The organism is Nocardiopsis sp. MG754419, assembly GCF_018207095.1.
Lineage (GTDB): Bacteria > Actinomycetota > Actinomycetes > Streptosporangiales > Streptosporangiaceae > Nocardiopsis.
On record NZ_QOCZ01000080.1, the window covers coordinates 1 to 25,143 of the forward strand.

Genomic DNA, 25,143 nt, shown 5'->3' on the forward strand with positions numbered 1-25,143 from the left:
CGTGAACGGAGGGCGGGCGGGGCGATGGCGGACTGGATCGAGGAGACCCTGGCGCGGGGGCGTGCGGGCAAGGCCACCGAGAGGGTGCTGTACGTGCTGCGCGACGAGCCGCGGTTCGCCTCCTACGCGACCGCGGCCGAGGTCGCGGAAAGGGCCGAGGTCAACGTGGCCACCGTGGTCCGCGCGGCCCAGCAGCTGGGCTACGCCGGGTGGCCCGCGCTGCGGGTGGAACTGCGCTCGCGCTACCTGGCCTCGCTGAGTGCGGGGGAGGTGTTGGCCGAACACGCCGGTTCCGACGCCGATCCGGTCCGGGCGGCGGTGCGATCGGACCGGGAGAACCTGCGGCTGTTGGAGAGCACGCTCGACCCCGAGCGGGTGCGGGCGATCGCCGCCGCCCTCCACGGCGCCCGCCGCACCCTGGTCCTGGGTTCGGGCACCTTCGCGGCGCCCGGGGTCCAGCTCTCCCATGCCGCCCGGATCATGGGCTATGACGTGGGCCTGCACGACTCCGGTGGTACCGCGCTGGTCAACGCCCTGGCGCGGATGGACGAGCGCGACCTCCTGGTGGTGTGCGACCTGTGGATGCTGCCCCTGGCGCTGCGTCGGGCCACGGAGATCGCGGCCGAGGAATCGGTCCCGGTCGCCCTCATCACCGACCGTCGCGACTCGCCCCTGGCCTCGGTGGGCGCCCACGTGGTCGTCGTGCCGAGTGAGGGCGTGGGCATGTTCCCCTCCCTCACCGCGGCCATGGTGGTCGTGCACGCGGTCCTGGCCGAACTGGCGCGGATCGGCGGGGACCGGGCCCTGGCCGCGGTCCGTCGCACCGAACGGCTGTGGGAGCGCGCCGACCTGTTCTAAGTGAGACAGGTCACACTGAATGCAACATCTATTGCATATCGGACGTCGGTGCTGGTTACATCGGGCTCCACCCGCAGTTCACCCATTCGTGTCCCCTCCCGAGGCAACCCATGCAAACGACCCACCTGATCCTCATCACCCTCTATCTCGTGGTGATGGTCGGTATCGGCCTGTACTACACCCGGTCCTCCAAGGTGCGCACCGGAGAGGACTTCCTCTTCGCCGGCCGGAGCCTGTCCACCCCCGTCATGATCGCGACCCTCATCGTCACCTGGGTCGGGTCGGGCACGATCATCGGTGGCGCGAACTTCGCCTACAACCACGGCCCCATGGCGGGCATGGTGTTCTTCGCCGGCACGCCCCTGGGCATCCTCGTCCTGCTGCTGGCCGCGCGCCGCATCCGTCGAGCGGCCCGGCACACCGTGCCCGAACTCCTCGAAGCCCGCTTCGGCACCGGGGTGCGCACGGTCGCGGCCGTCGTGACCAGCATCGCCTACATCGGCCTGGTGGCCTCCCAGTTCGTGGGCGGCGGTTACATCCTCGCCCTCGTCACCCCGCTCACCCCCACCCAGGGCGCCCTGGTCGTCGCGGCGGTCGTCACCATCCTCACCGTCACCGGCGGTCTGTTCTCCGTCGCCTACACCGACTTCGTCTCCGCCATCCTGGTGTTCGGCGCCCTGATCGTGGCCGTGCCGATCGTCCTGGTCGCGGTCGGCGGACTGCCGGTCTACTGGGAGGGCCTGCCCGAGGCCGCACGCACCCCCACCGGCGGACTCAGCCCCCTCCAACTGCTCGGCTACTTCCTTCCGCTCTTCCTGCTCCTGCTGGCCGACCAGAACCTCTACCAGCGGTTGGCCGCGGCCAAGGACGAGCGCGCCGCCCGCAACTCCACCCTGGGCATGCTCATCGCCAGCTTCTTCGTCTTCGTCCCGGTGATCATCCTGGCCACCTCCGCGGCCGTGCTCATGCCCGGGATCAACGGCGACGAATCGGTGCTGCGCCTGGCCTCCGACGGTCACCTGCCCACGCTCATCGGAGGCCTGCTGCTGGCCGGCGCCGTCGCGTTCGTCGTCACCACCGGGTCGTCGTTCATGCTCTCGGGCGCCTCCAACATCGCCTACGACCTGTTCGCCAGGTTCGGCGGCGACCGTATGGGGGAGCGGAGCACCCTGATGGTGCAGCGCACCTCCGTCGTGGCCATCGCCCTGGTCGCCATCGCGCTGGGACTGTACTTCCCGACCGTCCTGGACCTGCAGATGTACTCCTACACGGTCTACGGTGCGGCCATCACCCCGGCCGTGCTGGCGGTCCTGTTCTGGAAGCGCGCCACCACCGCCGGAGCCGTGGCGGCCCTGATCACCGGTGCCACCGTCACCATCGGCTGGGAGCTGGCCGGAGCCCCCGGCGGCTTCAACGGGGTGATCGTCGCGCTGCCCGCGGCCGTGCTCGCGCTGGTCGTCGCCAGCCTGCTCACCAAGGCCCCGGACACCCGGACCCTGGAGGCCGCCGGCGTGGACTGACCACCGGACCCGCCCCATCGAAACCCGGTGTGCGCCGGGCGGAAGGGGGACCGTGCGACCCACGTGTCCCTTGCCCCGCCCGGCGCCGCCATGTCCGGGCCGCTTCGGCCAGGGCAAGGGAGACGTGGGGTACGCCTCGCCGGGTCCTGTGGGCGAGGACGCTCCGGGGAACCGGTGTCAGGACTCGTGGTCCACCTGGGGGACCGAGGCGACCCGCGCCACGTCCGCGCCGATCTCGCCCGCGGCGCGCGACAGCGGCGGCGGATGGTGCCGAGTGAGGTGTTCCATCGACGTCTCGGCGGTGTGCGCGTCGACGTCGATCGCGGCGAACACCCGCCCCGTCCGTCGCGCAGGGGCGCCGACACCGAGCGGACGCCCCGGGACGGGTCCTCGTCGGTCAGCGCCCAACCGCGTGCGCCCACCTCGCGCAGCACCGCGCAGCGTTCCTCCGCGTCCGGTCGCCAGAGCGGATCCACGCCCGAACGCGAGGGCTCGGCGAGTACACGCTCGACCGCCTCCGGTGACAACGCCGACAACAGCACCTTGCCCGGCGAGGTCCGCGGGGCCGGGAAACGCGTACCGATCCGCACCGACAGGGTGACGATCCCGGGCACCGCCACCCGCGCCACGTACACGATGTCCTACCCGTCCAACCGCGCGATCGAACACGACGCGCCCGTGCGTTCGGACAACTCCTCCAGGTGCGGACGGGCCACGTCCCACAGTCCCATCGAGCGCACGTAGGCCATGCCCAGTTCCAGAACCCGTGGTGTCAGCGAGTCTCCCTGACGCTCCGCGCGCACGTACCCCGGTTCCCGCAGGGTGAGGAGGACACGCCGGCCCGGTGCCCCTGGCGACCTCGGCCGGCGTCATCGTGGCCGGTGCGGACGGAAGGCGCGGATCACGTCCGGCCCGCGTGCCAGGGACTCGGTGAAGTCGGGACCGACACCCTCGCGCGGCATGGTCTCTCCCGTCGGTGTCGTGGAGGCGCCGGCATATCCAGCGGCCGCCCGCCGAACCCCAACGGTCGGCGCCGGGGCCCGCCCCGGCGCCGACCGTCCCCGGAGCCGCCCCGCTCAGCGGCCCCGGGTGCTCGCATCCCGGAAATCGGTGTAGGTGTAGGGGTTGTCCAGCACCTTGGACTCGGGAATGTCGGGGTTCATGCCGGCCTGCCAGGCGTCCTCGCCCACGGACGAGCGCAGGTGCTCGATGGTGGCCTCGATGTCACGGCGCACCGCCGCCAGGTCCACGCCGACGAGACGGTGGTCGTACTTGACCACCCGCCCGTCGACCAACACCGTGTGGACGTCGGCGCGCTGGGCCTGGAAGGCCACGTGACCGTACGGGTTGAGCAGGGGGAACGACACCGGCGAGGTGTCGTTGCGCAGCAGGACCAGGTCGGCCTTGGCGCCGGGGGCGATCCGCCCCAGGTCGTCACGGCCCAGCGCCCGTGCCCCACCCCGGGTCGCCCACTCCACCACCTGCGGGGCGCGCAACGCCGCGTGCGTGACGGTCTCGCCCTTGAGGTGCGCCTCCAGGTGCTCGCGCGACCGGTCGGCGCCCAGGGTGGTCCGCATGGCGCTGAACAGGTCGCCGCTCCACCACACGCTGGTGTCCATGGACAACGACACCGGGATGTCGTAGGCACGCAGCCTCCACGTGGGCGGGTGGCCCTGACCGGCGCTCTGCTCGCTCTCGGTGGATACCGACACCGAACCACCGGTGGCGGCGATGCGCTGGTAGGAGTCCTCCGACAGGGACGCGGCGTGCACGTAGATCGTGTCCGGACCCATGAACCCGTGCTCGTGCATGAGCCGGATGCCGTGGTCTCCGGTGGCGCCCCACACCCCGGCGTGGGTGGTCACCGGGAGCCCCAGCTCCCGGGCGACCTCGAAGGCCGGGCGCTCGGGGAACTCCGGGTCGCCGGTGACGTCGAAGGCCACCTGCAGCCCCAGGCGGTCGTTGCCGCGGTGGCGTTCGACGAAGGCACGGAACTCGGGGGTGGCGGTCCATTCCGCGGGGGCGTGCTGGATGTCGCCGTACGCCAGGACGTACCGGCCGGGGGAGCCCAGGAGGGCGTCGGCGGCGGCGTCGGCGTGCTCGGGCGTCCGCAGACCGTGGGACCAGTCGACCATCGTGGTCACACCGGCCTCGATGGCCTCCAACGCGGCGAGGGTGTTGCCGGCGTGGATGTCCTGCGGGCGGAAGTGGTGACCGTGTTCAAGGTAGTACCAGACGAAGTACTGGGCCAGGGTCCAGTCGGCGCCGTAGCCCCGCATGGCGGTCTGCCACATGTGCCGATGGGTGTCGACCATGCCCGGCATGACGATGCCGCCGCGGGCGTCGATCTCCGCGGTGCCCTCGGGTACGGCCAGGCCGGAGCCCACTGTCGCGATCCGGTCGTCGATCACCAGCACGTCCGCGTCGTGCAGCATCGTGTGGGCGGCGTCCATGGTCAGAACGGTGCCGCCGCGCAGCACCACCGGGCGGCCCGGAGGGACGTCGCTGTGGCTGTTCATGGAGGAACTCCCTCATATGGCGGGACGGATCGACGGCTTCGCACGCGGTCCGCGGAACGTGTCCACGGACGAGGGTCCGCTGTGCGGCCGTCGGTGTGTTGTGCGCTGTTCGCCTCACCGGACTACCCCTCAAGAGGCATCGAACACGGCCGATACCGGCGAGATTTCTCCTGAAAAAGGGTGAACCCGCCTCAGGGATCGGCGCGGAACCGCAACGGCGGACGTTGGTCCGTTCCGTGGACACGGGAGGAGAGAAGAGAAAGGCCAGGGGCACCGGCCGCCGGGGACACGAGACCGGACGTACCACCCGTCCCCGCGCCGAGTGCGGCGGTGGGACGGGCACCGCCGGAGGGGGGAGGGGTGCGCCCTCCGACAGGCCCTCGCCTGCGACCGCGTCCGTTCCTACCCCGGGTACCGGATCCGCGCCGGCCCCCATGAGCATGCCGCTCGGGCCCTGGTTCGCCGAGGGGTGCGGCGCTCGCGCCGGCGGTGGCCGGGGTGCTTCTGATCCGGCCGGTGGGCGTTCGGTGGCCGATTCCGCGAACCGGAGCCCCGGTCCGCGCATCGGAGCCAAGGGCGGTGGCGATCTCGACGCCGCAGCCCTACACATTCGCAGGAATGGAACGGAAGACTCACGCTGTGTCCCCCACAACAGCCTCCACCCCCGATCCCGACGACATCGACGGTGTGGAGGGCGAAGCCGCCGACCCCGTGACCACGACGCCACCTTCGCCGGGCGACCGTTGGAGCGCCTTCGCCCGCGGACTGGTCCATGCCGGTCTCCTCGCCGCGACTGCCGCGACCGTCGTCAGAGAGTTCGAGGAACCCGCGTCCGTCGAGTCGGTGCCGCCCTTCTTCGTGGCCTTGGTCGTCCTGTTGCTCATCGGGGCGTGCTTCACGGGAACGCCTCAGCGGGAGGTCCGATCCCTGCGCCTGAGGAACGCGCTGCTCGCCGTGGTGGCGACCGCGGGGACCGTTCTCTTCATCCCCCTCGAGGCCTTCGCGTGGACCCTCACCTTCACCCAGGAGCCGATTCACACGCCATCGATCGCCCCATCGATGCTCTGGATCGGTGTGGCCGCGGTCGCGACCGGGGCCTGGATCGGAGCCCTACGTGACCGCCCCGGTCCGGTTCCGATCGGCGGGCGGGGCGTGGGCGCCGTGGTCCTGGGGGTGGTCGTGCTCGGCGTGGTGGTCCTGTCGTTCCACCGGCCCGTCGTGCATCGATGGGACGAGGACCCGGGCATCGCCGCGCCTGTCCCGGCGCAGGCGCAGGAAGTCGTCTGGGAATGGGATGCCGACGGGTCGACCGTGCGCGTGGTCCACTCCGGTACCCATGGGCCGATCGTCGATGTCTCCGACGGTCTGGTGGCGCTCGCCGGATCCGACGGACGGGAATCGTGGACGTATCGGCTCCCCGGCCAGGTCATCGATCACACGGGGACACTCTCCGGAGGACGGTGGGCCTACATGGTGCAGAGCACTCCGGAGGACGAGGCGCGGGTCTGGATCATGGACGCGGGCACCGGCGAACTCGCGATCGAGGACGAACTCTTCCCCGCCGACGGCTGGTACCAGTTCGGTGCGACCGAACGAATCTCCTTCTCCCCCGAAAGCCCCGATGACCTTCTGGTGGCCTCCGCGACGCCGAGCGACAGCGCGTTGGGAGGAGGAAGTACCTCGATCGCGGTGGCCGACGCCCGTACCGGGGATGACCTGTGGTCGAAGGTGTCGGAGGAGAACGACGAGGCGCTCTGCCACTTCGGGGAGAACCCGGTGCTCCGCGACGAGGTGTTGCTGGTGGCCCGGCTCTGCGCCGACGCCTCGTTCTTCGACGAGGAGGACTCCCACGGCCGTGGCGTTCCGGTACAGGTGGGATACGCGGTACTGGACCCCCTCACCTCCGAGGTGCTGCACGAGCGTCTGTGGGAGTACGAGGACAACGACCGGCCCTGGTCCATGTGGTCCTTCGGTATCAGCCGGGTGGAAACGGACGGTGACGGACTCCTGTTGGCCCTCCAAGGAGGAGGGGGCTCCGCACTCGTGGTGGACGTCGCCACGGACGAGGGCCGGTTCGTGCCCCCGCACTCACGTGAGACCGGAGGGGGTTCCGTGACGGGCCTGACCCGGGAGGCGACGACACGCGCGGTACGCACCGAGGAACGGGACGAGGGGCGGAACGTCATCGAGATCCTCTTCGCGCGCGCCGGCGAGGGCGGGGACCCCGAGGTGACGACCACCACACGCGCACCCGACGTGGGCACCCCTGATGACGACGTCCGGGACTGGTCCGCCGTGGTCGGTGACACCGGACTCGTCATGTGGGACGCGCGCGGGTTCGGCGATGAGGACCAGAACTGGGAACTGCACGCGGTCTCCCTGTTGGAACCGCCGCAAGAGACCACCACGGTACTCACCGGTAGGGGTAGCGTCGCGGACCCCGTCGTGGCCCCCGGTGCCGTGGTCCTGGCCCTGTCCGATCGCGTCATCGGTATCGGCTGAGGACTCGGCCGCAACCGGGCGGCGCGCCCCCCGCGACCACGAACCGATGCTGTGAGTGGTGCGTGCGTACCGGGCGACGTCTCGCGCCCTCCTATCGGACCCACCATCGTGAAGAGAACGGAACCCCGAGTGTTGTCCCCCACCCCTGCACCACGTCCTGAACCCGATGACGAGACCACGAGGACCGCGGACGGCCCCGACACCGACCGAGCCCCGAGTCCGGGGCCACCGGTCGACCGGCGGGGAGCCTTCGCCCGAGGTCTGTTCCACGCCGGTCTCCTCGCCGCGCTGGGCGCGACCGCGTGGCAGGAGTGGGGAGCCGACGGCTCCTCGCCTGTAGCGCCGCTGCCCCCGTTCGGGGTGATCCTGGTGCTCTACGGCGTCCTCGTGTTCTTCGTGTTGTTCCTCGAACACAGTGGCTCCTCCCGTTTCCCTTGGGCTCGGTACGTCGCGGCGGCGGTGGTGACCACGGCGATGGCCGTCCTCTTCCTGCCCCTTGAAGCGTTCGCCTGGACGGCTGCGTCGGAGCTCTCCGGCGTTCACCGACCGTCGGTCGCCCGTCCGGTGTTCTGGGTGGGGTCGTGCGCCGCCGCGGTCGGCTCGTGGATCATGGTGTTCCGTCGCCCCACCGGTGCGGCTCCGGCGCGTTCGTGGTCGGCCGGCGCGCAGGTGTTGGGCGCAGCGGCCCTGGTCCCGGTCCTGCTCGTCGTTTCGGCCGCCTCGTTCCATCGACCTGTCGTCCACCACACGGCCTCCGCCCCGGGTGCGGCTCCGCCGACCCCGACGGGGGTGGAGTCCATGGCCTGGGAGTGGACCCCTGACCGGGGTTCGGTGTGGGAGGTCCTCACCGGCACCCACGGCCCGATCCTGCGCCTCGTCGACGGTCTCGTGGCGTTGGACGGCTCCGATGGACGGGAGCTCTGGTCCGCTCGATTCCCCGGTCAGTTCGAGGACGGGACGGGGATCTTCGAAGGGGGTCGCTGGGCGTACGACGTGCGGGGGCGATCAGGTGGGGACGCCCGAGTGCGGGTCATCGACACGGCCACCGGTGAATTCGTGATCGATGGTGCACCCTTCGCCGAGGAGAACGCGTTCGTCGACGGCGCCACCGAGCGGTTCCTCCTTCCCTCCGAACGGCCGGGGGAACTGTTCATGGTCTCCGGGGAGGAGGGCGGGGGCGCGGAGAGGTCGACGTCTTGGGTCACCGTGACCGACACGCGCACCGGGGAGGATCTGTGGACGAGGGAGTCGGGGGTGAGCGACGAGGGGCTCTGCCACTTCGGCGAGGAGCACCTGTTCCGTGACGACGTTCTGTGGGTGGCGCGTATGTGCGCCGACCCCGCGTATTTCGACGGCGACGACGTGGAGGGCTCGGTGCGGATCGGGTTCTCCGGACTGGATCCGCTCACGGGGGAGACGCTGCACGAGCATCTATGGGAACACGAGGACCAGGACGAGCCTTGGGAGCGGTTCGGTTTCCGTGTCTCCGGGGCGTGGGAGGACGGCGATGACATCCTCCTGACCGTCCAGGACGGCATGGGTTCCTTCCTCGTGGCGGACCTTCGCACGGGAGAGGGAGGGTTCGTGCAGGGCGACCTGCCCGATACCAGGGAGAACGTTCTGTGGGAGGTCGACCGGGAGGAGCTGGTGTACACGGGGCGCAAGCCCCTCGGTGACTTCGAGGTGAACGGCCCCGACGTCGTCTTCAGCCGATTGCCCGTCGACCCGGGCCCCGCCGTGACCATCGATGCCGCGGTGCCCTTCCCCCACCCCGAGGGTGGGCGCAACGAGGCGTCGCACGCCATGGTGGCCGGCCCGACGGGACTGGTCGTATGGCCTTCGCCCTCGGGCGGGGAGGGGGAGTGGGAGCTGCACGCCGTGCCCTTGGACGAACCCCAGGGTGAGGCGACCACGGTGCTCACCGGAACCGGCACCTTTCGGGGTGGCGTGGTGGCGCCCGGGGCGGTCGTGCTCGCCTTCTCCGACCGGGTCATCGGCGTGCGCTGAGCCCGCTGCCGAGCGTGCGGCGCGCCCCGCCAGGAGGGGCGCGACCGGAGCGGTGAACACCCGAGGTGGGCCCCTGTGCTCGGGCCGGGGCCCACCACCGGTTGCGTGCGGAGCGCGGCCTGAGGCGCTTCGGTGGCGGGCCCGGCCACGGGCACGGCCCCGAACGCACGCGTGACGCTCGCACCCCGCCGCTCTAGACTCTCCGCGTGATCCTCCTCCTGAACGGACCGTTCGGCGGTGGCAAGACCACCACCGCCGACCTTCTCGTCGAACACGTGCCGAACAGCCGACTCTTCGACCCCGAGGAGATCGGCTTCATGCTCCGTCACCTCCTTCCCGACCACCCCGGTGACTTCCAGGACCTGCCGCCCTGGCGCTCCTTGTTCGCCACCGTCGCGGCCAGGGTGCACGCGTTCACCGGTCAGACCCTCATCGCGCCGATGAGCATTCTGCGTCGGGACTACGCCGAGGAGATCCTCACCGGACTGAAGGGCCAGGGGCTGCCCGTCGTCCGAGTGCTCCTCCACCCGGAGCCGGACGTGCTCGCGGCGCGCATCGACGACCACGATCTCGCCCCGGACCACCCCGACGTGAACGCGAGCGCGAGAGCGTTCCGCCGATCGAAGATGGAGCCGTACTACGAGGCGCACCGGGCCTGGTTGCAACGGTGGTCCGACGTGGTCGTGGCCAACTCCGAGCCGTCGCCGCAGGAGGTCGCCGCGCAGGTGCTGCGCGCCCTGCCCGCATCACTCTTCGACGGCGTCCCCTCGGACCGGACCTAGCGGCGCGAGAGGTCGGCCAGAGCCAGACCCCCGCCGAAGGCGATCAGCGCTCCACCGGACGCCTGGTCCAGTCGGCGCAACGTCACCGGGCGCAACCGTCGCCCGGCCAGAACCCGCCCGGAGGCCGCCCACATCAGTGCCGTGACCGCCTCGCAGGCGAGGTAGAGACCGCCCAGGGCCACGAGCTGGAGTGCGGCCGGTGCGGCGTCGGGCCCCGCGACGACGAACGGCGGCAGGAACGCCGTGAACAGCAGGAGCGCCTTGGGGTTGGCCGCCGCGGTGACGAACTCCTGGGCGGCGGCTTTCCACGTGGGGGCGTCGTCGAAGAGCGTCTCCTCTTCCGGGCCCGCGTTCGACACCGACGCACGGGCCCTCCACAGGACCCACGCCCCCAGACCGATCATCACGGCCGCCCCGAGCACGCGCAGGACCTCGAAAGCCGCCTGGGAGGTGCGCAGAACCGCTCCCACACCGGTGATGACGGTGGCGAGCATGAGGAGGAACGCGAGGAAACGCCCCAGGAGAGCGATCGCGGCCCGGCGCATCCCCCGCCGGAGACCGTTGCGGAAGGCGAGCAGATTGTTGGCACCGGGCGAGGCCGCCACCGCCAGCGCCGCCGGCAGGAACACGGCCCACTGTGCCGAAGAGAGCATGCCCCCAGGGTAGGGAACGGGCGGCCCGAGGCGCGAGCCTCGGCGCGAAGGCGCTCGTCCACCTCCGCGCGCACGCCATCGGCGGGGAACGGCGCAGGGCCGCCACCCGGGCGGGTGACGGCCCTTCAAACGGTCGAACCGGCTACCGCTCGTCGACGACCTCGAACTCCAGGACGTCGGTGAACGCGCGGCCGTAGGAGTCGGTCGTGGTCACCTCGGCGGTGTGCGCACCGGCCTCCAGGTCGGCGGGCAGGTCGAACCGCCACAGGTGCATCGTCCGGTCGGCCAGGGTCCCGCCGTGGACCAACTGCTGGGAGACGGCGTAGGGGTCGGAGTAGTCGACCCCGACGTTGACGCCCTCGCCCTCCAATCTCTGGGTGCGGGTGGCCTCCTCCACCGGGCCGCCGTCGAGCGAGACCTCGACGGTCGAACCGGTCGAACCGAGGTAGAAGTTGGTCGTCAGCCAGCTGCCGTCGGTCAGGTCGGCACGGTCGACCACGAGGGGCTCGTCCCATTCGGGCGCCTCACCCTCGGGGGCGTCGTTCCACTCCTGACGCTCCTCGAACCAACGGCGGTAGGTCGGGCTGTTGATCGCCGACCGCGACTGCACGTCGTCCGCCTCACCGGTGATGGTGTAGCGCTCCCGGAACTCGTTGCCCTCGACGTCCAGCGTCACCACGCCGGGACGGCCGCCGTCACGGCCGAGTGCCGTAGGGTAGCCCTCCTCGCCGACCTCCCCGGAGTACCAGTCACCCGAGATCGCGCCCACGGTGATGTGCGGGAACGGCAGACCCTCGATCCCGAACAGGTCGCGCCAGCCCTCCACGTCGTCGCCCTTCTTCAGGTTCTCGATGGAGTGGCTGTGCCCGGCCACGGCCACGGCCTCACGGCCCCGCAACAGCTCGTGCACCCGGGCGACCTGGTCGACCTGGTGCACCGGGGAGCTCTCGTCGGCGTAGTTGAGCAGACCGATGTGCCCGGCGACGACGACCAGCTTGTCGCGGTCGACGTGGGCCAGGTCCCGCTCCAGCCACGTCAGCTGCTCGTCGCTGATCCGACCGTTGTACGACGGGTCGCCCTCGGGGTCGGCGCAGTGCTCCTCGATGCCTTCCGGGCTGTCCTCGGCGGCGGTGCACGGGTAGTCGACGTTGTTCAGCGCGACCACGTGCACGTCGCCGACGTCGTAGGAGTAGTAGGCCGGGGCGAGCTGCGCCCGGAAGGTGTCGAAGGCGTGTTCGGCGTTCGGGGCGTCGAAGTCGAGGTCGTGGTTGCCCGGCAGGAAGCGCGCGGGCCCGTTGGTCTCGGCGGCCAGTTCCTTGATGGCGGGGTAGAGCGACAGGTCGTCGCCCACGACGTCACCGACGAACAGCGTGCCGCAGCCGGCGTAGTCGTCCCGCTCGGAGAGGTCCTTGATGGCACCGGCGCGCGCGTACTCGACCTCCTGCTCGTCGTAGGTCTGCAGGTCGCCGGCGATGACGCAGCTCTGCTCGGCCTCGGCGGTCGGTGCGCTCTCCACGACGGGGAAGTTGACCGCGGAGGGCAGCGGACCGGTCGGTTCGATTCCCCCGTAGCGCAGCTCCGGGGAACCCTCGGGCAGGTGGTGGTAGTGGAACTGGGGGATGTTGTACTCGTCCACCGGCACCTGGTGGCCGGACGGCTGGGTGATCGACACGGTCATGTTGTCGAACACGGGCAGTGTGTAACGGCCCTCGTCGTCGGTCCGCACCACGTCGCGGCCGTTGGTGACCACGACTCCGGCCAGACCGGACTCGTCGGCGTCGCTGACGCCGTCCCGGTTCTCGTCGACGAACACCGTGCCGGTCAGCACCGAATCGTCCTCGGGGCCGTCGGCGGCGCGGACGACCTCGATGCCGCCACGGTAGGCGATGTCGTCCCAGTCCTGGGAGGGCGACGCCGAGGCGGGCAGGGCGACCAGGGTCAGGGAACCGATGACACCCGCGGCCGAGGAGCCCGCGAGGGTGAGCAGGAGGGGACGTCGCACGCGGCGAGCGCGTGACGTGCGCACAGGTCGGGAAGGTGTGGTGAGCATGCGGATTGCTCTCCGATACGTTGGGGGCGAAACCGGTCGGGGGACCGGCGGAAAGCAACCTTGGTCGATGGGACTGAACGCGGACCCAGGCGCCGGCCAACGGGCGACCACCGCTCGGTGACCACTGACGTACGCACCGTCGGCGACCATGACGACGATCCGTGCTCCGCAGCCGGGTCGCGCCGTGTCGCGCGCGGCGTCCCGCGGTGCCGGGTCGGTGGGTTCCCCGTCGAGGTGCCGGCCCCTCGGCTCCATGTGCGCCCGGTTCACGATCCCGGATGCGAGTGGAGACGGGAGACGGGTCAGGGGCCGCGGACCGGCCCGGCTAGCTCAGGTACTCGGCGCGTACCGCGTAGATCGCCGCCTCCGTGCGCGAGTGCACCTGCAACTTCTCCAGGATGTTCCGGACGTGGTTCTTCACGGTGTTCTCCGTGATGAACAGGCGCTCCCCGATCTCCCGGTTGTTCATCGACCGCGCCAACAGCTTCAGTACCTCGGTCTCCCTGGGGGTGAGCTGGGGCAGGGTCTTCCTGCCCCGCGGGGAGGCGTCCTGCTTGGCCAACTCGGCGAACTCGCCGATCAGCTTGGTCGCCATGGACGAGTCCAGGCACGACCGGCCCGCCGCGATGGTCCGCACCACACGCGGCAGGTCCGTCACCGCCATCTCCTTGAGCAGGTAGCCCGTCGCCCCCGCCTTGAGCGCCTCGAACAGGTCGGACTCGGACTCGCTCATGGTCAGCATGACGAACTTGGTCTCCGGTGCCACCGCGCGGATGCGCGGTCCCGCCTCGATACCGGTGGTGTGCGGCATCATCACGTCCATGATGATGACGTCCGGCTGGAGCTCACCGGCCACGCGCACCGCCTCGTTGCCGTCACCGGCCTCGCCGACCACGTCGATGTCGTCCTCGTCGTCCAGGACGGAGGCCAGGCCACGACGGAACAGGGCGTGGTCGTCGACGACCATGATGCGCAGGGCGCGGGTGGGCGGGGAGGCGTCGACCGGCTGCAGCTCGGCGGGGAAGGAATGAGGGCTCACCGGAACTCCTGATTTCATGCTGACCGGAAAAGGAATGGATGTCGGGCGCTTATTCGTCCCGGTCTTCGGAGTGGAAAGTGCTCGTGCGTGCCGCCGCCTTCGTGGGGTCGAGATCATGGCGCGAACCCTTGTGGCACAGGGGATCCGAACGGCGCGAAGGGGGTCGCGCCGATGAGGACTCCCGCTGTCCGGGTCGGTTCTCATGTTCTCATGAGGGACGAATCCGTGGCACGCGATCACGGATAATCCGCAAGCGATCCGCGACGGGAAAAGTCATTCCCGCAAAAGCGATGGCGTGGAGCGGAGGGAGATCGACCGGGCGCGTCCGTGGGCTCGTGGAGCATCCGACGGGGCCGGGGAGGGGCGGGGGATTCAGGAGACCTCCCGCCACTTCCAAGTTATAGCGTGCCCCCGGGCTTGCGGCAAGACCCCGGTCAGGGTCCACAATCAACGGTCGTGAGCTCCACACACGACCGGGGGGACGTTGTGAACACCCAGGCCACCAGCGCCTTCGACCTGACCGGGCGCCTCGCTCCCAAAGCGGACCCCGCACTGATCGCCGACGACGAGCGCCACTTCGCGGCGATCACGCACAACCTCGAACGCACCATCACCGACCTTCGGGCGCGACTGGACGCCCAACGCCGGGCCGCCGGCGGCAACGTGCGCGAGACCGTGGAACGCGACATGGAGATCCACCGCCTGTCCTCCCGGCTGCGCACCCTGAGCCGCTTCGGACTGGACCTGTGCCTGGGACGTTTCGTCCGCGAGGGCGACCCCGCGCCCGTCTACATCGGCCGGCTCGGACTGCGGGACGCCCAGGGCGAGCGCCTCATCATCGACTGGCGTTCACCCGCCGCCGAACCTTTCTTCGCGGCCACGCACGCCGACCCCATGGGCCTGGTCAGTCGGCGCCGGTACCGCTGGCACCTCGGTCGCGTCGGTGACTACTGGGACGAGATGTTCACCGAGGAGGGGTTCGAGGGGCACGCCGCCCTCGACGAGCAGTCCGCCTTCATCGCGAGCCTGGGCGCCAACCGTTCGGACCGGATGCGCGACGTGCTCGGCACCATCCAGGCCGACCAGAACGCGATCATCCGAGCGGGGGCGAGCGGTGCGCTCGTGGTCGACGGAGGCCCCGGCACCGGCAAGACCGTCGTCGCCCTCCACCGCACCGCCCACCTGCTCTACTCCGACTCCCGGCTGGGTCACCGCCGCGGTGGGGTGCTGTTCATCGGTCCCCACCAGCCCTACCTGGCCTACGTCGCCGACGTCCTGCCGGGACTGGGTGAGGAGGGCGTACAGACCCGTACCGTGCGCGACCTCGTCCCGGAGGGAGCGGCGGCGGGCGTGGAGAAGGACACGGAGGTCGCCCGGCTGAAGGAGTCCGCGCGGCTGGTGGAGGCGATCGAACCGGCCGTGCGGTTCTACGAGCGCCCGCCCACCGAGGCCATGACCGTATCGACCCCCTGGTTCGACCTGCGCCTGAGCGCCGCCGACTGGACCGAGGCGTTCGGGGCGGTGGACCCGGGGACCCCGCACAACGAGGCGCGGGAGCGGATCCTGGAGGAGATCGTCGCGATCCTCGACGACCAGCACGACGAGGAGGACGTCACCACCGAGATGCTGCACGCCTGGCTGCTGCGGGACGTGGAGCTGATCGGCGCCCTCTACCGGGCGTGGCCGCTGCTGGAGCCGACCGACCTGGTGGGGGACCTGTGGTCGGTCCCCGCCTACCTGCGCATGTGCGCCCCCTGGCTGGAGGCCGAGGAGATCCGCGCGCTCCAGCGCGCGGAACCGCACGCCTGGACGGTGTCCGACCTGCCGTTCCTGGACGCCGCCCGGCGTCGGCTCGGCGATCCGCAGGCCTCGCGACGGCGTCGCCGGTACGAGGCGCAGGCCGCCACCGAACGCGAGCGGGTGTCCCTGGTGATCGACGACCTGCTCGCCGCCGACGACGGAGAGGGTTTGGTGACGATGCTGCGCCACCCCGACCTGCGGGGGAACCTGGTCGACGAGGCGGGTCTGCCCGGAGCCGGTACGGACCCGCTGGCCGGGCCGTTCGCCCACATCGTCGTGGACGAGGCCCAGGAGCTGACCGACGCCGAGTGGTGGATGCTGGTGCAGCGCTGCCCGTCCCGCAGCTTCACCATCGTCGGCGACCGTGCCCAGGCGCGACACGGTTTCACGGAGTCGTGGCGGGAGCGGCTGGAACGGGTCGGCTTCGACCGCGTGGAGATGGCGTCCCTGAGCATCAACTACCGGACACCGGCGCAGGTGATGGCGGAGGCGGAGCCGGTCATCAGGGGTGTGCTGCCGGACGCCAACGTGCCCACGTCGATCCGCGAGGGTGTCCCCGTCACCCACGGTGCGACCCTGGAGTCGGCGTCGATCGTCGACGCGTGGCTCGCCGAGAACGACGAGGGGATCGCCTGCGTCATCGGAGCCCCGGACTTCCCCGCCCGGCCGCGGGTCCGGTCCCTGACACCGACCCTGGTGAAGGGGTTGGAGTTCGACCTGGTGGTGTTGGTGGACCCCGAGCGGTTCGGCGAGGGGATCGAGGGCGCGGTCGACCGCTACGTCGCCATGACCCGTGCCACCAGCCGCCTCGTCATCCTCACGAGCCCCTGACCTGGGGGTCCCGCCGGGATCTCCTCGACGTGGCACCGTCCGAGCATGTGCGGTGCACCGGGGAGACCCGGGGGCTGAGCCCCCGCGATGTCGTGGGTCACCGCCGCGGGGTTCGTGTCCGCGGTGACGTGCGCCGTGCGCGCGGACGAGGGGGCGGGGCGCGCCCCCTCGCCGCGGCGGTGGCACGGGCCCTGGGGTGAGGGTCCGGTGCGCCTGCCCTCAGACCACGGACTCCCGGCAGACGTCGATGAAGGCCTGGACCCGCCGCACCGGCGTGCGGCCGGCGAGCCGCATGATCTCGATCCCGAGGCCCTCGGACCGGAGGTCGAGCTCCTTGGTCGCGTACGGCAGGTCCTCGTAACTCCGCTCCAGCACCGTGCGCTGCGTGAGGAGGGCGTACCCCAGTCCCCGGGCCACCAAGGCCCGCACCATCTCGAAGCTCGTGGTGCGAAAACGCACGTTCGGGGTCAGCCCGGCCCGGGCGAACAGGCCGAGGAAGTAGTCGCCGCCGGGTGGCAGGTCGAAGAGGATCAGCGGCTCCTCGGCGAGATCGGCGAGGGTCGGTCGGTTCTTCGAGCCCAGGGGGCCGTCCACCGGGGTCAGCGCATAGGGAGGATCGGACCGCAGCCACTGGGTCGTCACCCCGGTCGGGGGGCGCACGGAGGCGAGTTCGTAGTGGTAGGTGATCGCCAGGTCGATGCGGGAGTCGAGCAGGTCGTGCAGGAGAGCGTCGTGGGAGGATTCCACGAACGAGAGTCGCACCCGGGGATGCCGATCCGAGAACTCGGCGATGACCCTGGGCAGGAGGATCGGCGCGATGGTCGCGTAGCAGCCGATCGTCAGGTCCCCCTCGATCTCCTCCCTCTCCCGGTGGGCCGACTCCCGGAGCTGTTCGATCTCGGCGCGCACACTGTCGGCCACGGACAGGGCGCGCTTTCCCGAGGCGGTGAGGCGCATCCCCTTGGTCGAGCGGACGAAGAGGGTGACCCCCAGGGTCGACTCCAGGTCGGTCAGCGCCGTCGACACCGCCGACTGCGAGACGAACAGCTCCCGCGCCGCCGCCGTCACCGACCCGAGCCTGGCGATGGCCCTCAGGTACTCCAGCTGCCGCAGGCTCACATCACTCACCGGACCGCCCCTCCACAGAGCCATCGATTTTTCCGAAGGGGATCTTCGGATCTATGTGTTTTACAGATCTTACGTCCCGCCTGGATAGTGGTGACCCATGACACAGGCAGGTCGGATGCCGGAAGCGGCGGGGACTCTACCGCGTCCCCGCGCGGCGCTCGACTCCACACTCCCGCGAACGAGCGACCTCCTGATCATTCACCAGAACGCCCCGTCGCGTCGGCCGCCCCACGGCCGCTGAGGCCTCGGGACGTGCGAGGACACGATCACAGGAGGAGCCATGACGAGCGAGATCTCGGAGCAGGTGGACAAGAAGGACCTACGGCGGAGTGTGTTCGCCGGAGCGGTGGGCGTCTTCGTCCACTGGTTCGACTGGGCCGTCTACGCCTACCTGGCCACCACCATGGCGAAGGTGTTCTTCCCCGAACAGGACGGCACCACCGCCCTCCTCTCGGTCTTCGCGGTCTTCGCCGTGGCGTTCTTCGTCCGCCCGCTCGGCTCGGTGCTCTTCGGTCACCTCGGTGACCGTTTCGGCCGCAAGACCACGCTGTCGATCGTCATCATCTCGATGGCGGCCGGCACGCTCATGCTCGGGTTGTTGCCCGGCTACGATTCCGTCGGCATCCTCGCGCCGATCCTGCTCGTGGTCGCCCGCATCATCCAGGGCCTGGCCGCGGGAGGGGAGTTCGGGTCGGCCGCGGCCTTCCTCGCGGAGTTCTCCCCGCCCAAGCGCCGGGGATTCGGGTGTTCGTGGATCGAGTTCGGTTCGGTCGGCGGGTTCCTGTGCGCGTCGTTCGTCGTCTGGGCCCTGCACTCGATCTTCCCGGCGGAGGTCGTGCTCGACTGGGCCTGGCGGATCCCCTTCCTTCTGACGGTGCCCCTGGCCGCGGTCGGTCTCTACATCCGCCTGCGGATCGAGGACACGCCCGAGTACCGCGCGCTCGAGGACATGAACAACGTCCCGAGCCAGCCGGTCGTCGAGGTGTTCCGCTCGAACGGCCGGCAGTTCCTCCAGACGGTCGGCATCGAGACCTTCATGAACTCGACCTTCTACATCGTCCTCGTGTACCTCATCACCTACCAGGAGGAGATCGTCGGCGTCCCCGCCGATCGGGCGGCCCTGCTCTCGGCGGCGGCCTCGGTGGTGGCGATGGGGATCATCCCGCTGTCGGGCATGGTGTCCGACCGGGTGGGTCGCAAGCCCGTACTCGCCACCGCGGCCGGTCTGCTCATCGTCGCAGCGATCCCGTTGTTCCTGCTCATGCAGGTGAACACCTCGTGGGCGGCGTTCGCCGCGACCTTCGGCCTGGCGGCGATCCTGGCGATCATCCTGGGCACCCACGCGTCCACGGTGGCGGAGCTCTTCCCGACACGGACCCGACAGAGCGGTCTGTCGATGGCCTACAGCGTCGCCGGGGCGTTCTTCGCCGGCACCCTGCCCTACCTCATGACCTGGTTGATCTCCCTCACCGGGAGCACCATGGTGCCGGGCTTCACCATGATCGTGATCGGCGTCATCGGCGCGGTCACGCTGCGGACGATGCCCGAGACCGTCGGTTCCGACCTGTTGCACGAGGTCGACCGGGCCCCGCGCTGAACCGCAGGCGCAGCGGAACGCGGCCGGGAGGGCCCCGCGTCCTCCCGCCGCCCCGCCCGCGACCGCGTCCGGTCGCCCGAAGAACACCCACGGCGGCGGACGTCGCCGACCCCGCCCTCGCCACCCCTGCGCGGTGGCGGGGGACCCGACACCGCACGCGGCGAGCGTGCGCCACCGCATGACCACCAGCCTTGATACCGCCCGAAGAGAGGTTCCGGATGTCCGTCCAAGAGATCGAAGTCGTCGTCGTCGGAGGGGGGCAGGCCGGGATCGCGATGAGCGAGCACCTGAACGATCACCACGTGCCGCACGTCGTCCTGGAACGACACCGGGTCGCCGAACGCTGGCGCTCGGAACGATGGGACTCCCTGGTCACGAACGGTCCCGTCTGGCACGACCGCTTCCCCGGGCTGGAGTTCACCGGCCTGGACCCCGAGGACTTCGCCACCAAGGACCAGGTCGCGGACTACCTCGCGACCTACGCCGAGAAGATCGGGGCTCCGATGCGCTGCGGCGTCGAGGTGACCTCCGTGCGCAGGAACCCCGGCCACAGAGGATTCCGGGTGCGCACGTCGGACGGTGACTTCGACGCGCGCTACGTGGTGGCCGCCACCGGCCCCTTCCAGCGACCGGTGGTCCCCCCGATCGTCCCCGAGGACGCGGGCCTGGTCCAGATCCACTCCAGCGCCTACCGCAACCCCGCCCAACTACCCGAGGGCGCCGTGCTCGTGGTCGGGTCGGGGTCCTCGGGGGTCCAGATCGCCGACGAACTGCGCGCCTCCGGCCGACAGGTGTACCTGTCCGTGGGTCCGCACGACCGTCCACCGCGCCGGTACCGGGAGCGCGACTTCGTCTGGTGGCTGGGCGTTCTCGGTAAGTGGGAGGCCACGACCCCGCCCCAAGGCGCGGAGCACGTCACGATCGCGGTCAGCGGTGCGCACGGCGGCCACACCGTGGACTTCCGCTCCCTGGCCCACCGCGGCATCACGCTCGTCGGGCGGACCGAATCCTTCGACGCCGGGACGCTGCGTTTCGCACCCGACCTACGGGACAACATCGCCAGGGGAGACGCCGACTACCTGGCGCTGCTCGACGAGGCCGACGCCTACGTCGAGAGCAACGGGCTCGACCTTCCGGAGGAGCCCCGGGCCCGGGACCTGGGCGAGGACCCGGAGGCGGTGACCGATCCCGTCCTCACACTCGATCTCGCCGACGCCGGTGTCACCTCCGTCGTCTGGGCGACCGGATTCACCGCCGACTACGACTGGCTCCAGGTGGACGCCTTCGACGCGGACGGCAGGCCCCGACACCAGCGCGGGGTGTCCACCGAACCCGGCGTCTACTTCATGGGCCTGCCCTGGCAGTCCCGTCGCGGTTCGAGTTTTCTCTGGGGCGTCTGGCACGACGCGAAGTACGTGGCCGACCAGATCGCGATCCAACGCGGCTACATGGAGCACAACGACACGAAGCCACGTCCGACCGACGTTCAGGGGTGATCACAGCATGACCACGCACGCGCGTATCCGCACGTTCAACACCAAGGACACCTACCCGGAGCAGGACCTGGACAACGACCTGTGCCAGGCGGTCGTGGCCGGCGGCGTGGTGTACCTGCGCGGCCAGATCGGCCAGGACCTGGACACCCGGGAGTCGGTGGGCGTCGGCGACGTCCGCGCGCAGACCGAGAAGGCGATGTCCAACATCGATCTGCTCCTCAAGGAGGCCGGCAGCGACCTGCGGGACATCGTCAAGGTGACCGTCTACATCGTCGATCCCCGCTACCGCGAGGACGTCTATCGCGAGATGGGGCGCTGGTTGAAGGGCGTCCACCCGGTCTCCACGGGCCTGGTCGTCCAGGCGCTCGCCCGGCCGGAGTGGCTCGTGGAGATCGACGCGACGGCCGTGATCTCGGGAGGCGGGGCATGACCTTCTCCATCGCCGCCCACCAGGACGGCAGGTTCGGCATCGCCGCCGCCTCGTCCTCCCCGGCCGTCGCGGCGCGGGTCGTGCACCTGCGCGACACCGTCGGCGCGGTCACCTCGCAGAACATCACCGATCCGCGATTGGGAACGGCGCTCCTGGACGGGCTCGCCGCGGGCCGGAGCCCCCGGGCCGCGCTCGACGCGCTGGTCCGTCACGATCCGAACATCGACTATCGACAGCTCACCCTGGTGGACGCCTCGGGTGCCGCGGCGACGTTCAGCGGTCGGCACACCCTCGGCGTGCACGGCGAGGCCACCGGTCCGCACTGCGCCGCCGCCGGGAACCTGCTCGCCCACCCCGACGTGCCCCTGGCGGTGTGCGAGGCCTTCGCCACCGCCGAGGGGGAGTTGGAGGAGCGTCTCCTCACCGCCCTGACCGCCGGTCTCGCCGCCGGAGGCGAGGCCGGACCCGTCCACTCCGCCGGCCTGTCCACCGTTTCGGCGCACGGATGGCGCGACACGGACCTGCGCGTGGACTGGCAGGAACACCCCATCGACGCGCTGGCGGGGCTGCTCGCGGTCTGGCTTCCCCAACGCGACGACTACGTGCGGCGCGGTCTGGAACCGGCCGCCTCACCCGGATACGGGGTGCCCGGCGATGACCGTTGACCCCGGCGATGCGCCCGACGTCACCCCGCATCTGGCGCGCCTGATCACCTACTCCGAGACACTGCACGCCCACCCGGAGACCGCGTGGGAGGAACATCGCGCGGCGCGGTGGACGGCTGAGCTCCTCCAGGAGTTCGGTTTCGAGGTCGACACCGCCTACCTGGGCTTTCCCACGGCGCTGCACGCCACCCACGGCTCCGGCCGGCGCAGGGTCGGCTTCATCGTCGAGTACGACGCGCTGCCGGGCCTGGGCCACGCCTGCGGGCACAACCTGATCGCGGCGATGTCGGTGGGCGCGGCGATCGCTCTCCGGCCGTGGACGCACCAGCTCGACCTGCGCGTCGACGTGATCGCCACCCCCGCCGAGGAGGGCGGCGGTGGCAAGATCGAGCTGCTCGACGCCGGGGCCTTCCATGATCTGGACCTGGCACTGATGGCCCACCCCGGGCCGGTCGACGCCCCGAGGGCCGAGCCCTACGCGGTCGCCCACGACCACGTCCGGTTCACCGGGCGGTCGGCGCACGCCGCCGCCTATCCCCACGAGGGGCGCAACGCCAACGACGCGTTCGTGATCGCGCAGGTGGCCCTCGGGATGCTCCGTCAGCAACTCCCACCCGGCACCCGCGTCCACGGGATCCAGACGGTGGGGGGACAGGCGCCCAACGCCATCCCCGCGTCCACCGAGGGCCGCTGGTACACCCGCGCCGAGACCCTGGCCCGGTTGGAGCCGTTGCGCCGTCGGGTGGAGCGCTGCTTCGAGGCGGGGGCGCTGGCCACCGACACCACCCTGGAGTTCACGCCGGAGTCCCAGCCCTACGCGGAGTTCCGCACCGACGAGCGCGCCCTGGAGATCTACACGCGTCACGCCCTCGCGCTCGGGCGGCGCCTCGACGCGCCCGTGGAACACCGGACGATGAACCGCGCCTCGACCGACATGGGCAACGTCTCCCAGCACGTACCGGCCATCCATCCCTACATCGGCCTGGGCTGCTATCCGGTGAGCAACCACCAGCCCGAGTTCGCGGCCGTGTGCGTTGGGGAGGCGGCCGACCGGGTCATCGAGGACGGTGCCACGCTGCTCGCGCGCACCGCGCACGAGTACTTCGCGCACGCACCGCACCCCGAACCCGTCGACGCGGCGGGGAACGGGAACGGCCACGGAAGGCCAGCGGGAGGAGCGTCGACATGAGCGGGCACGTCCCCGCCGAACGGGACGGGGAACGGACGGAGTCCGACGCGCTGGGTGAGGTGACCCTCCCGGTGGACGCGCTCTGGGGTGTCCACACCGCCCGGGCCCGGGCCAACTTCCCCGTCACCGGACGCCCCTGCGGCGAGCTGCGCGACCTCGTGTGGGCCTACGGGGCGGTCAAACTCGCCGCCTGTCGGGCCAACGCCCGCCAGGGCACGCTGGATCCCACCCGCGAGCGGGCGATCGCCGAGGCCTGCCGGGAACTCATGAGCGGGGAGCTCGACGGCGCGATCCTCGTGGACCGGATCCAGGGCGGTGCGGGGACCAGCACCAACATGAACGTGAACGAGGTCGTGGCCAACCGGGCCCTGCGAATCCTCGGTCACGCGCCGGGGACCCGCACGGTGATCGACCCGCTCGACCACGTCAACCTCGGTCAGAGCACCAACGACACCTATCCCACCGCGCTCCGGCTCGCGGTCCACCGCGCCATCGAGAGGCTCGTGCCGGCGCTCGCCGGGCTCGCCGACGCGTTCGAGGCGCGAGCGGCGGACTTCGGTGACATCGTGAAGATCGGCCGCACCCAACTCCAGGACGCGGTACCGATGACCCTCGGGCAGGAGTTCGGGGCCTTCGCGGAGACGATCCGGGAGGACGGCGCCAGGCTGGTCGAGGTCCTGCCCCACCTGCGGGAGGTCAACCTCGGCGCCACGGCGATCGGGACCGGCATCACCGCGGGCGTCGAGTACCGGCGGAACGTGGTCACCGACCTCGCCGAGGTCACGGGGTACCCCCTGACCGCGGCGAGCGACCTCATCGAGGCGACCTCCGACACCGGTGTGTTCGTCCTGGTCTCCGGTCTGCTGAAACGCTGTGCGGTGAAGCTGTCGAAGATCGCCAACGACCTCAGGCTCCTCGCCTCCGGTCCCCAGGCGGGGCTGCGGGAGATCACGCTCCCGCCGGTGCAGGCGGGTTCGTCGATCATGCCGGGAAAGGTCAACCCCGTCATCCCGGAGACCGTGAACCAGGTGGCGTTCCTGGTGGTCGGCGCGGACGCGACCGTGACGATGGCGGCCGAGGCGGGCCAGTTGCAGCTCAACGCCTTCGGGCCGGTCATCGCCACCTCACTGCTGGACTCGATCGATCTTCTGACGCGCGCGGCGGATCTGTTCACCGACCGGTGTGTGCGCGGGATCGGCGCGGACGGGCAGTCCCTCACCGCGCGCACCAAGGACAGCCTCGCCGTGGCCACCGGGCTCGTTCCGTTCCTCGGATACGCGCCCACGGCGGCCCTGGTCAAGGAGGCGATGCACGGTCACCGCACACTCGCCGAGCTGGTCCTGGAACGCGGACTGCTCGACCGGGACCGACTCGACGCCGCGCTCTCTCCGGAGAGGCTGACCGGGCGGGGCACCGCCCCGCTCTAGGCGCCCGGGCGGCCGTGTCCCCGGTGTACGCCGTTCGGGGCGGGCCCTCGCGGTCGCGGCGGTGCGGCGGCCGTCGGAGCCCTCGCATCGGTCGGAACGCACGATTCTCGGAACCTCGCGCTCCGAGCGACACGGGCGGTCGAGGGCACCCCGGTACACCTGGTGTCACCTCGGTGGAGGACCGGTCCCGGCAAAGGCCGACGTGCGTCCGGGCGTTCACAGGAGCGGTAACGCCGATGGCCCGGTCGGTTTCGGCCTCGCCCCAGCGGGCACCGGCGGGAGACGGGGCCTCCACCACATGTGGGTCGGGCCCGTGCCGGAGGCGGAGCATCCCCGCATGCTCGCCTCCAAAGCTCGCAGATGCTCACCAAAAGGTGAGAACAGCCTCGCATATGCTAGATCTGTGCGGTGTTGGGGAAGGGTGGAGTCACAGGGTCACCGCGATCGTCGACCCACCCGTCCCTCGCGCGGAGGTGTCCACCATCGAAGCCCTGACCCCTTCCCCCGACCACCACACCCCTGACTCCCGGGCGGGGATGGCCGCCCCTCCCCGGGAAGGGGCGCCCGCGCCGTCACACGCGCGGGCGCCCGGCGCTCGACGATTCGTGGTCGCCGTCCACCCCGCGGGGGTCACGCACACGGTCATGGTC

At 70.8% G+C, this 25,143-nt stretch carries 19 protein-coding genes and 1 pseudogene; 12 read left to right on the plus strand and 8 right to left on the minus strand.

The features are described 5' to 3' along the window. Window positions 1-24 precede the first annotated feature (24 nt). The gene (locus DSY14_RS16500; RefSeq protein ID WP_211717478.1) at window positions 25-858 is read left to right on the plus strand and encodes a MurR/RpiR family transcriptional regulator; all 834 of its coding nucleotides are present in this window, start codon (window positions 25-27) and stop codon (window positions 856-858) included. A gap of 110 nt (window positions 859-968) precedes the next feature. Further along, window positions 969-2,378 (plus strand): sodium:solute symporter, encoded by a 1,410-nt coding sequence (locus DSY14_RS16505; RefSeq protein WP_211717464.1) that lies wholly within the window; start codon window positions 969-971, stop codon window positions 2,376-2,378. A 177-nt stretch (window positions 2,379-2,555) separates the two neighbouring features. Here the strand turns inward: DSY14_RS16505 and DSY14_RS28780 are convergent, their stop codons facing one another. The 4 genes and pseudogenes from DSY14_RS28780 to DSY14_RS16515 all read right to left on the minus strand — a co-directional run bounded on the left by DSY14_RS28780 (window position 2,556) and on the right by DSY14_RS16515 (window position 4,897). Further along, window positions 2,556-2,711, minus strand: coding sequence for a hypothetical protein (locus DSY14_RS28780; protein WP_249188009.1), 156 nt, complete (start codon window positions 2,709-2,711; stop codon window positions 2,556-2,558). A 65-nt stretch (window positions 2,712-2,776) separates the two neighbouring features. Continuing rightward, a pseudogene (locus DSY14_RS29470) lies at window positions 2,777-3,013 on the minus strand (IclR family transcriptional regulator); the annotation flags it as partial. A gap of 6 nt (window positions 3,014-3,019) precedes the next feature. Beyond that, complete coding sequence (locus DSY14_RS28790; RefSeq protein ID WP_249188003.1) at window positions 3,020-3,181, minus strand: hypothetical protein; 162 nt, start codon at window positions 3,179-3,181, stop codon at window positions 3,020-3,022. Window positions 3,182-3,454: 273 nt separating this feature from the next. After that, complete coding sequence (locus DSY14_RS16515; protein ID WP_211717465.1) at window positions 3,455-4,897, minus strand: amidohydrolase family protein; 1,443 nt, start codon at window positions 4,895-4,897, stop codon at window positions 3,455-3,457. A gap of 639 nt (window positions 4,898-5,536) precedes the next feature. Between DSY14_RS16515 and DSY14_RS16520 the strand changes: the two genes are divergently transcribed. The 3 genes from DSY14_RS16520 to DSY14_RS16530 all read left to right on the plus strand — a co-directional run bounded on the left by DSY14_RS16520 (window position 5,537) and on the right by DSY14_RS16530 (window position 10,188). Beyond that, complete coding sequence (locus DSY14_RS16520) at window positions 5,537-7,399, plus strand: hypothetical protein (protein WP_211717466.1); 1,863 nt, start codon at window positions 5,537-5,539, stop codon at window positions 7,397-7,399. Between the two features lie 132 nt (window positions 7,400-7,531). Then, a complete protein-coding gene (locus DSY14_RS16525) occupies window positions 7,532-9,406 on the plus strand; it encodes a hypothetical protein (protein ID WP_211717467.1) in 1,875 nt (624 codons plus the stop codon). Window positions 9,407-9,612: 206 nt separating this feature from the next. Next, a complete protein-coding gene (locus DSY14_RS16530; RefSeq protein ID WP_211717468.1) occupies window positions 9,613-10,188 on the plus strand; it encodes an AAA family ATPase in 576 nt (191 codons plus the stop codon). Here the strand turns inward: DSY14_RS16530 and DSY14_RS16535 are convergent. The 3 genes from DSY14_RS16535 to DSY14_RS16545 form a co-directional block, all read right to left on the minus strand. After that, entirely contained in the window at window positions 10,185-10,841 is a 657-nt protein-coding gene (locus DSY14_RS16535) for a LysE family translocator (protein WP_211717469.1), read from the minus strand. The two genes, DSY14_RS16530 and DSY14_RS16535, sit on opposite strands and share 4 nt — an antisense overlap. A 142-nt stretch (window positions 10,842-10,983) precedes the next feature. Then, the gene (locus tag DSY14_RS16540; protein ID WP_211717470.1) at window positions 10,984-12,891 is read right to left on the minus strand and encodes a calcineurin-like phosphoesterase family protein; all 1,908 of its coding nucleotides are present in this window, start codon (window positions 12,889-12,891) and stop codon (window positions 10,984-10,986) included. A 325-nt stretch (window positions 12,892-13,216) separates the two neighbouring features. Beyond that, complete coding sequence (locus DSY14_RS16545; RefSeq protein WP_374224020.1) at window positions 13,217-13,930, minus strand: response regulator; 714 nt, start codon at window positions 13,928-13,930, stop codon at window positions 13,217-13,219. Window positions 13,931-14,416: 486 nt separating this feature from the next. Between DSY14_RS16545 and helR the strand changes: the two genes are divergently transcribed. After that, window positions 14,417-16,561 carry an RNA polymerase recycling motor ATPase HelR gene (gene helR, locus DSY14_RS16550; RefSeq protein WP_211717479.1) on the plus strand — a complete coding sequence of 715 codons (2,145 nt, stop codon included), beginning with the start codon at window positions 14,417-14,419 and terminating at the stop codon, window positions 16,559-16,561. A 219-nt stretch (window positions 16,562-16,780) separates the two neighbouring features. Here helR and DSY14_RS16555 read toward each other — a convergent pair whose 3' ends face one another. After that, complete coding sequence (locus tag DSY14_RS16555) at window positions 16,781-17,689, minus strand: LysR family transcriptional regulator (RefSeq protein ID WP_211717472.1); 909 nt, start codon at window positions 17,687-17,689, stop codon at window positions 16,781-16,783. 280 nt (window positions 17,690-17,969) lie between these two features. Here DSY14_RS16555 and DSY14_RS16560 point away from each other — a divergent pair, with 280 nt between their 5' ends. The 6 genes from DSY14_RS16560 (at window position 17,970) to DSY14_RS16585 (ending at window position 24,493) form a co-directional block, all read left to right on the plus strand. Next, window positions 17,970-19,286: an MFS transporter gene (locus DSY14_RS16560; RefSeq protein ID WP_211717473.1), complete on the plus strand. Its 1,317-nt coding sequence runs from the start codon at window positions 17,970-17,972 to the stop codon at window positions 19,284-19,286. A gap of 218 nt (window positions 19,287-19,504) precedes the next feature. After that, window positions 19,505-20,782 (plus strand): NAD(P)/FAD-dependent oxidoreductase, encoded by a 1,278-nt coding sequence (locus DSY14_RS16565; protein WP_211717474.1) that lies wholly within the window; start codon window positions 19,505-19,507, stop codon window positions 20,780-20,782. 7 nt (window positions 20,783-20,789) lie between these two features. Beyond that, window positions 20,790-21,212 carry a RidA family protein gene (locus tag DSY14_RS16570; protein WP_211717475.1) on the plus strand — a complete coding sequence of 141 codons (423 nt, stop codon included), beginning with the start codon at window positions 20,790-20,792 and terminating at the stop codon, window positions 21,210-21,212. Further along, on the plus strand, window positions 21,209-21,877 hold the full coding sequence (locus DSY14_RS16575; RefSeq protein WP_211717476.1) for a DUF1028 domain-containing protein: 669 nt from the start codon (window positions 21,209-21,211) through the stop codon (window positions 21,875-21,877). The genes DSY14_RS16570 and DSY14_RS16575 overlap by 4 nt, the downstream gene beginning before the upstream one ends. After that, window positions 21,867-23,066: a M20 family metallopeptidase gene (locus DSY14_RS16580; RefSeq protein WP_249188004.1), complete on the plus strand. Its 1,200-nt coding sequence runs from the start codon at window positions 21,867-21,869 to the stop codon at window positions 23,064-23,066. Before DSY14_RS16575 ends, DSY14_RS16580 begins: the two co-directional genes overlap by 11 nt. Beyond that, window positions 23,063-24,493, plus strand: coding sequence for an aspartate ammonia-lyase (locus DSY14_RS16585; RefSeq protein WP_211717477.1), 1,431 nt, complete (start codon window positions 23,063-23,065; stop codon window positions 24,491-24,493). Before DSY14_RS16580 ends, DSY14_RS16585 begins: the two co-directional genes overlap by 4 nt. Window positions 24,494-25,143: the final 650 nt, after the last annotated feature.